Consider the following 13202-nt stretch of genomic DNA (forward strand, 5'->3'; position numbering starts at 1 on the left):
TCCTCACGAAGAAAGCACGGCGCCTCTCGCGTCGTGCTTTTTTACCTATCCATAAAACTAGAGAATCTTGTGCTTTTCCAGGTATGTAAGGACAATCTGGACAGCTTCTTCAATGGTCTGCTTGTCGCTCTCAATGACCAACTCCGCTTGAACAGGCTCTTCATACGGTGCTGATATCCCCGTAAACTGACCAATCTCCCCGCTTCTCGCTTTTTGATACAGTCCCTTTACATCTCGGCGCTCACACTCATCCAATGAACATTTTACATATACCTCGATGAATTCCCCAGCTTCTACCAGATTACGCGCAAGCTCCCGGTCTTCCCGATAGGGAGAGATAAATGCCGTCAAGGTAATCACGCCTGCCTCTACGAACAGCTTCGCGACCTCGCCAATTCGGCGAATATTTTCCCGTCTATCCTCTGCCCCAAACCCCAATCCCCGGTTTAAGCCGTGACGTATATTGTCACCATCCAGCACGTAACTGGCTACCCCTCTTTGATGAAGCTCATGCTCGACTGCATTCGCCAACGTTGATTTGCCAGCACCAGACAGCCCCGTAAACCATAAGACACAGCTTTTGTGGCCCGCACGCTTCTGTCGGTCTTGTTTCGTTACCGTCGTCGGATGCCATACGATATTCGCGGTACCCTCTCTACTCATCGTCTCTCCCCTCTCGCACAACCGATTTTTTCAGCGGATTAGACGGACACCGGGCGCAGCCCTTCGATCAATACCCGTGCAACCTCAGGACGGCTAAATTCAGGTGGCGGAGCCTCACCACGCGACAGCATTTCCCTCACCTTGGTCCCAGACAGCGCGATATGATGCTCGCTATCATGCGGGCACGTTTTGGTAGATGCCATGTTTCCGCAGGTCTTGCAATAAAAGCTGTTCTCGAAAAATAATGGTGTAATTCCTAGCTCCTCTGGCTGGAACTGGCGGAAAATATGCTGGGCATCGTACGTCCCGTAATAGTTGCCAACGCCAGCGTGGTCCCGGCCTACAATAAAATGAGTGCAGCCATAATTCTTCCTCACCAATGCATGAAAAATCGCTTCACGCGGTCCTGCATAGCGCATGGCAGCCGGGAACACAGCCAACTCTACCCGTGTAGCCGGATAGTATTTTTCCAGCAATACCTGATAGCTGTTCATCCGCACATCAGCAGGAATGTCATCTGCCTTCGTTTCGCCCACAAGAGGATTTAAAAACAGACCGTCGACGATCTCGAGAGCTGACTTTTGGATGTATTCATGCGCGCGGTGGACTGGGTTGCGTGTCTGAAAGCCGACAATCGTTTTCCAGCCCTTCTCGGCAAATCTTTCTCTCGTTTGTGCCGGATCGAAGTGATAGCTGGCAAAACGCCCTTTTTCGGTGCGCTTTACCAACGTAATTGGGCCAGCCAAATAAACGGCGGGACGCTCCAGCAGCTTTTTCACCCCGGGATGATTCGTATCATCGGTGCCATAGACGAGACGAGCTTCTCGCTCCTTGTCAGGTGAATAAATATCGGTAATTGCAAGAATACCGTAGACCGACCCCTGATGACTCAAACGCACCTTGTCTCCGATCTGCAACGCTCCTGCGACAGTGGTCGAGACCGGAAGTGTAATTGGAATGCTCCAAACGGTACCATCTGCCAGCCGCATCTGCTCAACGACAGAAATATAATCCGCCCGATTCAAAAACCCTTCAAGCGGACTGTAGCCTCCAATCCCGATTAACTCCAGATCTGCGAGTGCAAATGCATCTATCTCCACCTCATGCGTAGTCACCGACAGGTCTGCCTGTGGATCAAAACGGTTTACCAACTCTCCCCCGTGAGGTTTCCCACTCATACAAAAGCCCCTCCTATCCTTGATTTGTTCTTCTCTTTCTCCTTACCTTGCGAGATGAAGACCACATTCCGTTTTCCCTGCTTGCGCCCAGCGCCCTGCTCTTGAATCCTCGCCCTCTTTTACAGGACGCGTACAAGGAGCACAGCCGATGCTCGGATAGCTCTGGTCGTGAAGGGGGTTGTACGGCAACTCAAATGCTCGGATGTACTGCCACACTTCTTCCGACTTCCAATGAATGAGCGGGCAAATTTTTAACGACTGGAATTTTTCATCGCGATTGATAAACGCGACATTCGCTCTCGTAGCAGATTGCTCTCTGCGCAGCCCTGACATCCATGCAACCGTTCCAGTCAGCACACTTTCCATTGGCAGTACCTTGCGGATATGGCAGCACATATCCGGCTGCCTGCTCCACAATTCTTCGCCATGGAGGTCTGCCTGCTGTGCCAGCGTGATGTCAGGCTGCTTGACTGTTATACGAAGCGCAGGATACCTCGCTCTCACCTGGTCAATCAAGCTGTATGTCTCGGAAAAGTGGAGATTGGTATCCAAAAAGGTGACCTTGGCATCCTTTTTCACATCGCTGATCATATCGAGCAGCACCATGGCCTCGGCTCCAAAGCTACACGAATAAATCAAATCATCCGAAAACGTGGTGTAGGCCCATTTGATTACTTCTATGGTGTCGCCCTTTTCGAGACGATTATTGATAGAAGCGAGTTGTTCCTCTGTCGCTGACGCATAATTTAGCTGGCTCATGTGCCCCCTCCTTGATCATTTAGCGTACGACTCTTTCAGCTCGTTTATATTGATCGCGTTATCTTCTTGGCTGCTCACGAATTGCCAGCCCATTTCTCTGGCTGCATCCGCTGTTTCCTTTCCGACACATACGATCGGTGTCTTTGACCAGGCATCGCCAGCGAATTGGGCCAGCGCTGACAGCGTATGGACATCATCCGTGGCTAGCCAGTCAAATGAGCATCCTGCCATCTTTTCATTGGGGTTCTTCCCATCCCATTCGAACGTGCCCGCTTGCATCACTTTAATCGCTTTGCCATCGTCCAACCTGATTTTTTGCGGCTTCCCTTCCCCTGCGTAAAGCACCTGCTCTTCTTTTTCCAAGGCGAGCAGGTCAGGGAATGCCAGCAGTGACGTGTTTTCATCGAACACCAAGTCCGGATATATCCCCTGTTTCTCGAAAGCCGCATATGCCCGTTGTCCACAAACAGCCAGCTTGCTCGTTAAGCGCCGTACATCGTAGCGCTGTTGTCGCAGGGCAGAAGTAAAAAAGGATACCTGCTGCGCATTCTGGAAGACGAGCCAACGATAAGTGGCAAGCTCTGTCAATGGGATGTCAAACGTGCAGCGTTCGATCAAAGAAATCGGCATGACTTCGGCTCCCAACTGTTCCAAGGCAATCAAGAGCTCGCTATTTCCTTCATCGCTTGCTCTTCTTGCAACAGCTACTCGTTTACCGAACAAGGGGCGGGATTCGTACCAGTTCAGCGATTCCCGCAGACGGACGACCTCCCCTACGATAATGATAGCGGGTGCGGCAAAACGTGCCTGCTCTACTTCCTTATCTATCGTCCCAAGCTTGCCGATCAGCGTCTCCTGCTCACGCACCGTCCCCCAGCGCACGAGAGCAACGGGTGTATCGGCGTCTTTTCCATGCGCAAGAAGGCGCTCCCTGATCCGAGGCAGATTTTTCACACCCATGTAGATAACCAACGTTTCCATCGAGGCGAGGGCTGCCCAGTCCGGCTCCTTTCCCGCATTTTTTTCACACAAGTGACCAGTGACAAAAGCGACGGAAGAGTTGTAGTCACGATGCGTCAGCGGAATACCCGCATAGAGCGGAGCCGCCATCCCAGAAGTAATCCCTGGGACGATCTCAAACGGAATAGAATGGTCACGGCACATCTGCGCTTCTTCTCCTACCCGCCCGAACATGCTCGGGTCCCCGCCTTTCAGTCGAACGACATACTTCCCTTTTTGGGCTTCCCGGATGAGCAGGAGGTTGATCTCTTCCTGCGGCAATGTATGATGATCGGCCTCTTTCCCGCAATAGATGAGGCTGGCGCCCTTTTTTGCGTACGAGAGAAGCTGCGGGCTTGCCAGGCGATCGTACACAATCACATCCGCAAGACGAAGCGACTCCATGCCGCGAATTGTCAGCAGCTTGGGGTCACCCGGCCCTGCTCCGACAAAAACGACTCTACCTGTGTTCATTGCGAATCCGTCCTCCTTGCTGCTTTGTTCCTTCACAGGAAGAGCCTTGGCTGTATCAGGCAAACGTAGAGGTTTCCACTACGTACCCGACTCCTTGGCGTCCGAGCGGCTTCTTTTCTACCAAGCTCAGCTCTTTGATGCGAGGTGGCGCTATGGTATGTCGCAAGAGATTGTTCTCGGCTGAAGTGAAAGCTCGCTCATCCGTTTGGGCGATCACAACAATCGTCAGTAACCGCCCTTCCTCTAGCACGGCTTCCAGCTTGTAAAGGTAGCTCTCTGCTTGTTCCTCTCCCATGACATTCCCCCCCTAATCTAACGCTACCCGCCCAAGCATTACGCTGGTTGCAGAATGGAGTCAACCTGTGCTTGAATATGGGAAAGTCCTACCCGCTCCACGTAGCGCCAGTACGGTTCGTCTTCCTGACGATCCACCTTGTACAGCGTGATCAATTGGGCAAGGAACGGCCCGAGTCTGTCCACAGTAATCCGTGCGTTGAGCTTGCGGTTGAATTGCGGCTCCTCCAATGTCCCGCCTACGAAGATGTCAAACGCCTCTACCATTCCGTCCGCTGTCTTGACCAATGCACCTTGCAGGCCGATATCCGCAATTTGGCGCTGTCCGCAAGAATTCGGGCAACCGATCATGTGAATGCGCAGCGGCGTTTCGAGAACGACCGTATCATCCAAATATTGAGCCAGCGAACGCATCCGCTCCTTGGTCTCCACGATAGCCAGATTGCAATATTCCGTACCTGTACACGATACGGCATACCCGACAAACGTATTTGGCTGCAATTTGAAACGATTCACAATCATCGGCTCATTGCGGAAAGCTGCTACTTTTGCTTCAGGAATGTTGCGAATCAGGACATTTTGCGTGTTACAGGTGCCAATCGTCCCATCGCCATATTCGTCCGCCAAACGGGCAAGTTCATTTAGTTCCCTTGCATTCATCCGCCCAACGGGAACAGACAAGCCTGCGTAGTTCAGTCCTGCTTGACGCTGCTCGTGAATGCCATAAAAATATCCACCATTCCACCCCGCGGTTAAATCGATACCACCTGGCTCTAACTCGCCAACCAGCTCCAGTAATTGCTCCTTGAACTTTTCCGGTCCCCAGTCAGCGACCAAGAACTTTAGACGTGCATGCGTACGTTTTTGACGGTAACCGAAATCACGGTATAAAGTCGTAACTCCTGCCGCTACTTTGACGACATCCTCTGGTCGCACGAAAACATCCAGTTGCTTCGCCAAGAATGGCTTCGCTGACAAGCCGCCACCCACCCATACATGAAAACCGATCACTTCCTCGCCAGCTATGACTTTTTTGGCCGGAGTGAAAGCCAGGTCGTTGATTTGCGCATGCGCGGCGTTATGGATGTTGGCAGAAACCGATATTTTGTACTTGCGTGGCAGATTGGAAAAGTCCCGATTGAGCAAGAAAAATTTTTCTAACTCCGCTACGATGGGGCGCGTATCCAGCACTTCATGCGGATCAATTCCTGCCAGTGGGTTCCCCATGATTTGCCGCGGGCAGTCTCCACATGACTCAAAAGAGGAAAGTCCGGCTGATGCGAGCCGCTCAAAAATGTCAGCGAGCGATTCTACCGTGAGCCAGTGAAATTGCACAGCCTGACGCGTGGTCACATCCACCAGATCACGGCCATAATCTGCTGCGATATTGGCGAGCACCCGAGCTTGTTCACTGCTCAAAATGCCTCCAGGTATGCGTACGCGCATCATGAAGTGTCCGTCCTTTGGCCGCTGCTGATAGACGCCTGCCCATTTAAATCGATCCATGTCAGAAGATTCAATCGATGCAAATCCTTCTTTGGAATAGGTGTTTACGATCGTCTCGATAACATCCAGTCCGTCTTTTTCCAGCTTCGTAAACTCCATTTTGTTGAGGGATGGATCAGCAGCCCATTTCCACTGCTTTCTCTCGGCCATGCTCGTACATGCTCCTTTGTGTGAAGATGTCAGTTACCAATGCCATTCGAATTGATTGGCTCATCCAGTCCGCAATCAGTGGATGGGGCAAGTACGCACTGCCCTCATAACGATAAGCCAAGCCCACAAGCCTTTTCGGGATTGCTTGTCGCGTGAAGTAACCTTGGCTGACAAACAGAGGAAGCACGAGAACCTCCCCTTTTTCTGCAAGTAAACAGGCTTGATCGTACAGTGTATCAGGCCTCAGTGTAGCATATCCGGCAGCGGCAAATGCATAGCGGTTTTGCAAGCGGAATGTCAGACGCAAGAGCAGCTTTTCCCAGCGCTCATGACATCCCGGCAAGTCACTGCCGTGCCCGACGAGCAACAAAGCCTCCTGATTAGGCAAGCGTGATAGACTTGCGATTCGCTCTGCCACAATCTGCTCGACGTTTCCGTGATCCTCCAATGGTGGACACCAAAGAATTCTTGCCTGAACGGGAACGCGAATCAGGTCTGTCTCTCCTGTCGGCCATGGGTCTAGTCCAAGCATCGCACGGATTTCCCCTACGTGATTGCTTCCAGCCGTAGCGAATAGCGGAACGACGACAATCGTTGTCGCTCCTGATGCTTCCAGACGATTCACTTCCTCGCTGATGCTTCGTCCTTCCACTCCTCCCAAGTAAGCTACCCGAATTGGCAAATCAGTGCGGCACTGCCAAACGGCTGATTCCACCAACGCCAACCAGTCAGGATCCGGTGAACCGTGAGCAATTACCAAAACCGCTGTTTTCGCCATCGGATAATCCCCTTATCCAAACTTATTTTGTAATTCATATATGTTTACTCGGAATTATAATTGGGTTGGATTGCCTCGTCAATAACAAAATGATATTTCGCTTGAACATAGTAGAAGCCGCCCTAACCCTGGCGGCTTCTTGCAAAGTGGAGTTTTCTATTTTTTTGCAAATACATCCTTTAAATAATTCGAAACTTGATTACGTGCTTGAAGCCCTTTATCCAAAATCCCTGCCATCCAGAAGAAGCCATGGACCATTCCTTCATAACACTTGTATTCTACGGGAACCCCTGCTTCCTTTAGACGCTCAGCATATGCCGCACCATCGTCTCGTAAAGGATCGTATTCTGCTGTAATCATAAGCGTCGGTGGTAAATCCTTTACGTCATCGTTCAATGAAGGTGAAGCAATTACATTGTATCTGTCGATTTCGTCACGTAAATAGGTTGAAGCTGCCCAGAAAACGCCCTCAGTCGTAAGCAAATAACCTTCGGCATTGTCGCGGTATGATTGTGCGTTGAAGGTCAAAGTAAGATCGACCACCGGATAGATTAATACTTGAGCCGCTAACGAGAGATTGTTGAACTTTTGTGCCATGACGGCAACTGAAGCAGCAATATTTCCACCAGCACTGTCCCCACCAATTGCAATTCTTGTTTTATCTGCGCGCAGCATGGAACTATTTTCAGCTACCCATTTGGTGGCTGCATAGCAATCCTCTAGTGGAATCGGGAATCTATATGCAGGAGCTAGGCGATACTCTACCGAAACAACGATACACTCAGCATCATGTGCGATGTTTTGACACAAGATATCCACAGATTGAATATCTCCTGCCACCCATCCACCACCATGCAAATAAACAAAAACAGGTAATGAATCCTTTTCATTTGGAGTATACATGCGAACTTTAATTTCACCGTTCTTTACAGGGACTAGAAAATCCTCTACTTTCGATACAGCTTTGGCTTCCCCGTGCTCCTTCCCTGTGAGGGAATTAAGATCCCCCCCTTGTGCCATAAATGATTGTACTTGTGGATCTAAGGCCATAAAATAGTCCTCCTTAAAGTTTTTATCAAATATTGATCTGGAAATAGCGACGAGCCGCTTCCTCAATCTCGTGTCCTTCCAGTTTTTCTTTTGTTTTTTCTTTGCCATCGACGATAATCAACGTATTTCCCAACAAGGTGATACGCCCATTTTCCGTCACTCTTGAAAGGAAATACATCTTGTTGAACATCGATTCAGGAGATGTTTCCGTTAGCACACAGATTGGATGGATGTTTTCTAAATTCCATTGATGGGAAGGTGTCTCAAATCGATATTGATTTTCCCACTCCTCGTCCGTCTTCTTTTGCAAATAGTAGAGCGAATTGGTCTCATCCTGGTATACGCGGTAAATTCCATCACTATCAACAACTTCACCGCCACTCATTGGAACAGGAAGCCGTGGCGAATTACCGCCCATGCCTACATCCACCAAGTATTCCTCGTTATCTAGCGGTACGATGTTGAATAAATGAGCGTTCTCAAGAGCCCAGACTCCATTTCCTACATAGACAGTCCCTGCCATCAGATAAGGCGCAAATCCCAGTTCTTTTAGCAGAAAGTAAAATATTCCGTTTAACTCGTAGCACACGCCACCCTTTTTAGCATGGACAATTTTTTGATATAGGTCTTCTTCACGCAAAGACAGAGGTTTTTTTGCGAGAATATCAAGATTCTCAAAGTGAACTTGGAGGACATGCTGTTTTTGGAGATGGGACAAATAACCGAGACTTAGCTCACTTCTTCTTTCAGCCTTTATATATTCTAAATATTTTTGTGTATCCATGATATGATTCACCTCTTTTTATACTTAATCATTTACAATGTTTCTGTTTACGTTTTTATTATAAAGTTGATCATCCATAAATAAAAATATATAATTCATTATCACATTAATAACACTGAATATATCAATATAAGGTGGAAATGTACTATGGAATTACTTCAACTCAAGTATTTTCAGACAGTCGCCCGTACGGAACATATGACAAAAGCGGCACAGGAACTCCGTATAGCCCAACCAGCTTTAAGTGTTACCATAGCTCGCTTGGAGGAAGAATTAGGAGTCCCCTTATTTGATCGGATTGGGCGACAAATCCGCCTGAATGTTTTTGGACAAGCTTTTCTCAAAAAGGTGGATATCGCTCTTGGAGCATTAGAAGATGGGAAACGCGAAATTTCAGACCTGGCTGGATTGGAACGCGGAAGTGTTTTGTTAGCCACGACAACCTTGAATCGGGTATCTGAATTGCTAGCACCTTTTCTATCCTTATATCCTCGCATTAGCTTTCGCATCACCCAAGCGACGACAGAAGAATTGAAGGTCCAATTGCTCGAAAAGGGGGAAATCGACTTTTGCCTCACTTCTTCCTCGATTGATCGACCAGGAATCTGTAATCTACCCTTATTGACGGAAGAGATCGTACTGGCTGTGCCAAGTACACATCGTCTAGCGGGCCGCCAGCGTATCCATCTCAGTGAAGTAGCAAATGATCCGTTCATCAGTTTAAAACCGGGATACAGCTTCCGTGAAATCACCGATGCTTTCTGTCGGGAGGCTGGTTTTATCCCCAATATTGTATGTGAAGGGGACGAGCCTGCCGCCATCAGCGGCTTGGTACGAGCTGGTCTTGGCGTTGCTTTTATCCCCATCGATGCCAAAAGGGAATTGCCACCGCTTACGCTCCTTCATATAGAGGAGCCTGTTTGCCAATGGACTCCTCATTTGGTGTGGCATGAAAAACACTACTTGTCACTTGCTGCACAGGCTTTTCGCGAATTCGTTATCCAGCATTACGCTCAAGCAAAACAGTAAGTGTACATCCTGCGTTCGAGGCACTCGCACGAAAAAAGCTGCCAGGCCTAATGCCTGACAGCTCTCCCCTTATTCCTCACTCTTTTTCCTCGTTCGGCGATACAGCAAATCCATGCTTTCTTTGAGCGTTTCATACTCGTGCTCGGTCAAGTTTTCGATCTGTTGAATATTTGTGATCGCCTGCTTTTTGATCTCTTCCGTCAAGCGATCTTTCTCATCCAGACTTTTGCTTTCATGTGTCTCTGTCCAATGCGTAGCAAAATTTGCCGTCAATGCTCCCAGCATTCCGATCCCCGTTATCATCAAAATCGTCGCCATGATCCTTCCACCTGCCGTCACAGGCGAAATATCACCGTAGCCGACTGTCGTAGTTGTCACAATCGACCACCACAACGCATCCGGGAAGCTTTTGATATTCTCGTTTACACCGTATTCGAGCAAATAAATCGCAGTCGAGCTCCACAGCATGATGATCGTGACGACACCAAATACTTGACGCATCGGGCCAGATCGAATGATTCCCAGCAAAAACGGCGAAGCACGCACGATGCGCACCAGACGAAGCACGCGCATGATTCTGGCTAAATACAAATAAGAGTCCAATGGAATCATTGCGATCAGATCGAACCAGTTGGCATAAACGAATTTTCGTTTGTCCTTCGCCCTCCACAGCCGGACCAAATACTCGACAATCAGCAAAATGATCAGCCCATTGTCTACCTTGTCCATCAGTTCATCCGTCAACAGCGGATGATTGGAGAAGTCTGCGAACAACAGAATCGCATACGTAATCACAAGCATAATGATAAAAATCTCATACATGACGCGCCAGAACAAAAAGACTCCTCCCTGTGCCCGTAAGTACCTGTTCAAAATATGAGCGGTTCCGCATCGAAAAAGAGGCGAGAACCTGAAGCGGGAGGAGCCAAATGCAGAGAACCTACATGAGCACCAGACTTCGAAGGTGAACGCCTCTTTCCATGCTTAGTAGCTGATCAGCGCAGCCATCAACAAGCCCGCTGCAATACTCAACCGCGATGCGAAAATACCGACGGATACGTTCCCGTTCGGAATTTCAGACACGACTTTAAATGGTGTGATCCATTCGAACAAATAAAAAATGATGACTTGAAATACCATTCCTACAATACCCCAGATGACCAAATCCCACAAGTTAACGGAGTGGTAAACAGCCGAAGCGAGGACGATTGCCAAACCGATGATTTTTCCTCCCAAATCGTGCGAGGCTGCTTTTGCCGCTGCCATTTTCTTCGGATCGTCAGTCTGTGCTCCCTGCTTGATCAGATCAAACTCCTTGTAAGGAGTCGTAATTGTAAACACAAAAATCCCTACAGCCAATATCGGAATGGTCACTGCCAAATATGCCAAAAAGTTTACTACGTAATCCAATTGTCCCAACATGTAAGTTGTCCTCTCCTTTCGCTACTTGTCTATGCCGACCGGCAAATAATATGATAGGTTGTTTGTAATCGGTCCACCGACACGAGCTACAATTGCCGATGCCTCTGTGCCGATCCAAAAGGACCCCCAGAGCAGTCGTCCAGCATAAGCCCCCTTCATCGTCTGAACCGTAATCTCCGGAAGCTCCACCCGTTTCTGATAAATCATCGGCTGCTCCCAGTAAAACTCTTCCTGATCTTTCTCTTGCAGCGTACCATCTGATGCAAACAGCATGACACCGCCACCTTCTCGCCCAAAAATCGGCTTCGTGACGTAGTCCTCTTTGCCTGCAAACCGATTTTCAAAATAAGTAGGCAGCATGTAAGCTTCGATGATCGCGTGCTCCTCTTCGGTGAAAAACTCATTCGCCTCATGCAAGTTCCAGATGAGCGCCTGCAAAGCCTTCGTCTGAATGAGAAACGCAGAAGGAGGATTAATAATGGCGAGCTTTTTGCGGGCAATCAGCGAAAGCACATGCTCACCAGTCGGGTAGCCGTCTTCATCTTGTTCTACCGCCAGCTTTTCCAAAGCATGCAGACGGTACAGCACATCGACTGGCAGTAGCTCCTCATTCTCCTTTACATAGAGCCGATCTTGCCAAACACGCAAATGTTCCAATGCGGCAAACCGGGCAGAAAGACCCGATTGGTTCAGTAAGTACAATGTCGTTCCCTTGTCTTCCTCATGCCAGTCGAGCGAGCTAAACCAGATAGAATCCGTATCATAGCCTTTCGCCCGATACGCGTCGACCACCTTGCTGAAAGCCGAACGCAACTGCCGCTCCATCCCTTCATTCGGGTCCTCACGCAGGAAATGGCGACAGGCACGACCGTTCACATAAAAAGCCTCGACGATTCCTGTAGGGGTGTCGCTGTTGCACTCAAGCATCTTCAAACCTTCTGTCGTCTGGGCAAAATCAAAGCGTCCAATCACAGTCGGCACCGTTTGGGAAACGACGATCCTGACTGCCTGCAATGCCTGCTTTGGCACTCCTAGTTCCAACAACAGGGAGTCCTCTGCACGCTGCAATACCGGAACGACCTTGGTAAAGATTTGCCCCAGTCGCTCGGTTGCCATCGCGATTTCCTCTCGAAAGGTGGGGGAGATCAGGTGAATATCATGGAGCGCATATTCCTCGCCATACATCCAATCCCAGGTAAATACGCCCTCTTCCCGCATCGGGCCGTACAGCGCCTCTCGTTCTCGTCGGTTATGGTCCGCCACTTTCCTCACCTCACCCGGAGCTGGAATAGCCCGAGCTGCCGATACCGCCCTTGGAGCTGCTCGTGCTTATCCCACTCGATACTCCGGATTTGCTCTTGTAAGACCTGTAGGTAGAGCTCGAACCCCCACTGCTGCTGCTATCGTCACAATAGCCGTCATTGTCATTATCGTAGCAATCATCATAGTCGTCCCCGGAAGAACAACCGCTGATCGCAAGTGCAGCTACGACGAACAGACCGACTACTTTCTTTGATTTCGTTTGTGCCATTTTTCTTCCTCCTACACTGGCTTCGCGTAGTAAACATAAACCTGCCGATCTTCATCCACCTCGGCCGATGTCTTCTCCCATTCGCGTCCATTCACGTACAAGTAGTCGCTTTGCAAATGCAAGAGAGCATCGTCATCGTCCTTGAAATAAAACGTGTGGACGAGCGGATAAACGCTTGCATTTTCTTGAAATTCACGCATTTCGATCTGGATGCTGCCCCAGCGTGCAGACACAGCCTCCGCGTAATCGACAGCTTGTTCTTCTGTTGAGCGCTTGACGTAAATGACATACGTACCGTTTTCGATTGCACAGGACGTTTTTTCATAAACGACATGCCCCTTCACCAAATAATCGCAAGCAAAACGCAAGGAGACCTCATCTTTGTTCACGTGGTCGTAGTAAAACTGAACTGGGTATCCCCTCGCCTCATCCAGCAGCCGATATTCCATTCGTGCCATTTTTCTCACCTCTTTACCTATCACAGAATAGCAAATCTTTCGCACAATTTTATACGTGCGCCGAAACATTTGGTTGCCAATAAATGAAAAGAAATCCAGCAGAGCCATAAACCGCTACATAAGTCCT

At 49.2% G+C, this 13202-nt stretch carries 15 protein-coding genes; 1 reads left to right on the top strand and 14 read right to left on the bottom strand.

What is annotated here, in order from left to right:
- Positions 1 to 57: 57 nt before the first annotated feature.
- The 9 genes from cysC to HP567_RS23935 all read right to left on the bottom strand — a co-directional run bounded on the left by cysC (position 58) and on the right by HP567_RS23935 (position 8635).
- A complete protein-coding gene (gene cysC / locus HP567_RS23895) occupies positions 58 to 663 on the bottom strand; it encodes an adenylyl-sulfate kinase (RefSeq protein ID WP_173610924.1) in 606 nt (201 codons plus the stop codon).
- 38 nt (positions 664 to 701) lie between these two features.
- Positions 702 to 1841 (bottom strand): sulfate adenylyltransferase, encoded by a 1140-nt coding sequence (sat, locus tag HP567_RS23900; RefSeq protein WP_173610923.1) that lies wholly within the window; start codon positions 1839 to 1841, stop codon positions 702 to 704.
- Between the two features lie 42 nt (positions 1842 to 1883).
- Positions 1884 to 2600: a phosphoadenylyl-sulfate reductase gene (locus tag HP567_RS23905; RefSeq protein ID WP_173610922.1), complete on the bottom strand. Its 717-nt coding sequence runs from the start codon at positions 2598 to 2600 to the stop codon at positions 1884 to 1886.
- A gap of 15 nt (positions 2601 to 2615) precedes the next feature.
- Positions 2616 to 4073 carry a uroporphyrinogen-III C-methyltransferase gene (gene cobA / locus HP567_RS23910; protein ID WP_229088115.1) on the bottom strand — a complete coding sequence of 486 codons (1458 nt, stop codon included), beginning with the start codon at positions 4071 to 4073 and terminating at the stop codon, positions 2616 to 2618.
- 55 nt (positions 4074 to 4128) lie between these two features.
- Entirely contained in the window at positions 4129 to 4368 is a 240-nt protein-coding gene (locus HP567_RS23915; protein ID WP_173610921.1) for a DUF3906 family protein, read from the bottom strand.
- 38 nt (positions 4369 to 4406) lie between these two features.
- Complete coding sequence (locus HP567_RS23920) at positions 4407 to 6023, bottom strand: nitrite/sulfite reductase (RefSeq protein ID WP_173610920.1); 1617 nt, start codon at positions 6021 to 6023, stop codon at positions 4407 to 4409.
- The gene (locus HP567_RS23925) at positions 5989 to 6801 is read right to left on the bottom strand and encodes a sirohydrochlorin chelatase (RefSeq protein WP_173610919.1); all 813 of its coding nucleotides are present in this window, start codon (positions 6799 to 6801) and stop codon (positions 5989 to 5991) included. The genes HP567_RS23920 and HP567_RS23925 overlap by 35 nt, the downstream gene beginning before the upstream one ends.
- A 156-nt stretch (positions 6802 to 6957) precedes the next feature.
- On the bottom strand, positions 6958 to 7851 hold the full coding sequence (locus tag HP567_RS23930) for an alpha/beta hydrolase (protein ID WP_173610918.1): 894 nt from the start codon (positions 7849 to 7851) through the stop codon (positions 6958 to 6960).
- 25 nt (positions 7852 to 7876) lie between these two features.
- A complete protein-coding gene (locus HP567_RS23935) occupies positions 7877 to 8635 on the bottom strand; it encodes an arylamine N-acetyltransferase family protein (RefSeq protein WP_173610917.1) in 759 nt (252 codons plus the stop codon).
- 147 nt (positions 8636 to 8782) lie between these two features.
- Here HP567_RS23935 and HP567_RS23940 point away from each other — a divergent pair, with 147 nt between their 5' ends.
- Positions 8783 to 9664 (top strand): LysR family transcriptional regulator, encoded by an 882-nt coding sequence (locus tag HP567_RS23940; RefSeq protein ID WP_173610916.1) that lies wholly within the window; start codon positions 8783 to 8785, stop codon positions 9662 to 9664.
- Between the two features lie 69 nt (positions 9665 to 9733).
- Here the strand turns inward: HP567_RS23940 and HP567_RS23945 are convergent, their stop codons facing one another.
- From HP567_RS23945 to HP567_RS23965, 5 genes are all read right to left on the bottom strand, one after another.
- A complete protein-coding gene (locus HP567_RS23945) occupies positions 9734 to 10501 on the bottom strand; it encodes a potassium channel family protein (RefSeq protein WP_173610915.1) in 768 nt (255 codons plus the stop codon).
- 147 nt (positions 10502 to 10648) lie between these two features.
- On the bottom strand, positions 10649 to 11086 hold the full coding sequence (locus tag HP567_RS23950) for a DUF350 domain-containing protein (protein WP_173610914.1): 438 nt from the start codon (positions 11084 to 11086) through the stop codon (positions 10649 to 10651).
- A gap of 21 nt (positions 11087 to 11107) precedes the next feature.
- Entirely contained in the window at positions 11108 to 12349 is a 1242-nt protein-coding gene (locus HP567_RS23955; RefSeq protein ID WP_173610913.1) for a glutathionylspermidine synthase family protein, read from the bottom strand.
- Positions 12350 to 12359: 10 nt separating this feature from the next.
- Positions 12360 to 12617 (bottom strand): hypothetical protein, encoded by a 258-nt coding sequence (locus HP567_RS23960; RefSeq protein ID WP_173610912.1) that lies wholly within the window; start codon positions 12615 to 12617, stop codon positions 12360 to 12362.
- 11 nt (positions 12618 to 12628) lie between these two features.
- Positions 12629 to 13075: a hypothetical protein gene (locus tag HP567_RS23965; RefSeq protein WP_173610911.1), complete on the bottom strand. Its 447-nt coding sequence runs from the start codon at positions 13073 to 13075 to the stop codon at positions 12629 to 12631.
- Positions 13076 to 13202: the final 127 nt, after the last annotated feature.

The sequence above is a fragment of the Brevibacillus sp. M2.1A genome (assembly GCF_013284355.2).
Lineage (GTDB): Bacteria > Bacillota > Bacilli > Brevibacillales > Brevibacillaceae > Brevibacillus.

Bases quoted from the DNA above. Each gene is read 5' to 3' on its own strand.
- cysC (WP_173610924.1), bottom strand. From the start codon at position 663: ATGAGTAGAGAGGGTACCGCGAATATCGTATGGCATCCGACGACGGTA.
- sat (WP_173610923.1), bottom strand. From the start codon at position 1,841: ATGAGTGGGAAACCTCACGGGGGAGAGTTGGTAAACCGTTTTGATCCA.
- HP567_RS23905 (WP_173610922.1), bottom strand. From the start codon at position 2,600: ATGAGCCAGCTAAATTATGCGTCAGCGACAGAGGAACAACTCGCTTCT.
- cobA (WP_229088115.1), bottom strand. From the start codon at position 4,073: ATGAACACAGGTAGAGTCGTTTTTGTCGGAGCAGGGCCGGGTGACCCC.
- HP567_RS23915 (WP_173610921.1), bottom strand. From the start codon at position 4,368: ATGGGAGAGGAACAAGCAGAGAGCTACCTTTACAAGCTGGAAGCCGTG.
- HP567_RS23920 (WP_173610920.1), bottom strand. From the start codon at position 6,023: ATGGCCGAGAGAAAGCAGTGGAAATGGGCTGCTGATCCATCCCTCAAC.
- HP567_RS23925 (WP_173610919.1), bottom strand. From the start codon at position 6,801: ATGGCGAAAACAGCGGTTTTGGTAATTGCTCACGGTTCACCGGATCCT.
- HP567_RS23930 (WP_173610918.1), bottom strand. From the start codon at position 7,851: ATGGCCTTAGATCCACAAGTACAATCATTTATGGCACAAGGGGGGGAT.
- HP567_RS23935 (WP_173610917.1), bottom strand. From the start codon at position 8,635: ATGGATACACAAAAATATTTAGAATATATAAAGGCTGAAAGAAGAAGT.
- HP567_RS23940 (WP_173610916.1), top strand. From the start codon at position 8,783: ATGGAATTACTTCAACTCAAGTATTTTCAGACAGTCGCCCGTACGGAA.
- HP567_RS23950 (WP_173610914.1), bottom strand. From the start codon at position 11,086: ATGTTGGGACAATTGGATTACGTAGTAAACTTTTTGGCATATTTGGCA.
- HP567_RS23960 (WP_173610912.1), bottom strand. From the start codon at position 12,617: ATGGCACAAACGAAATCAAAGAAAGTAGTCGGTCTGTTCGTCGTAGCT.
- HP567_RS23965 (WP_173610911.1), bottom strand. From the start codon at position 13,075: ATGGCACGAATGGAATATCGGCTGCTGGATGAGGCGAGGGGATACCCA.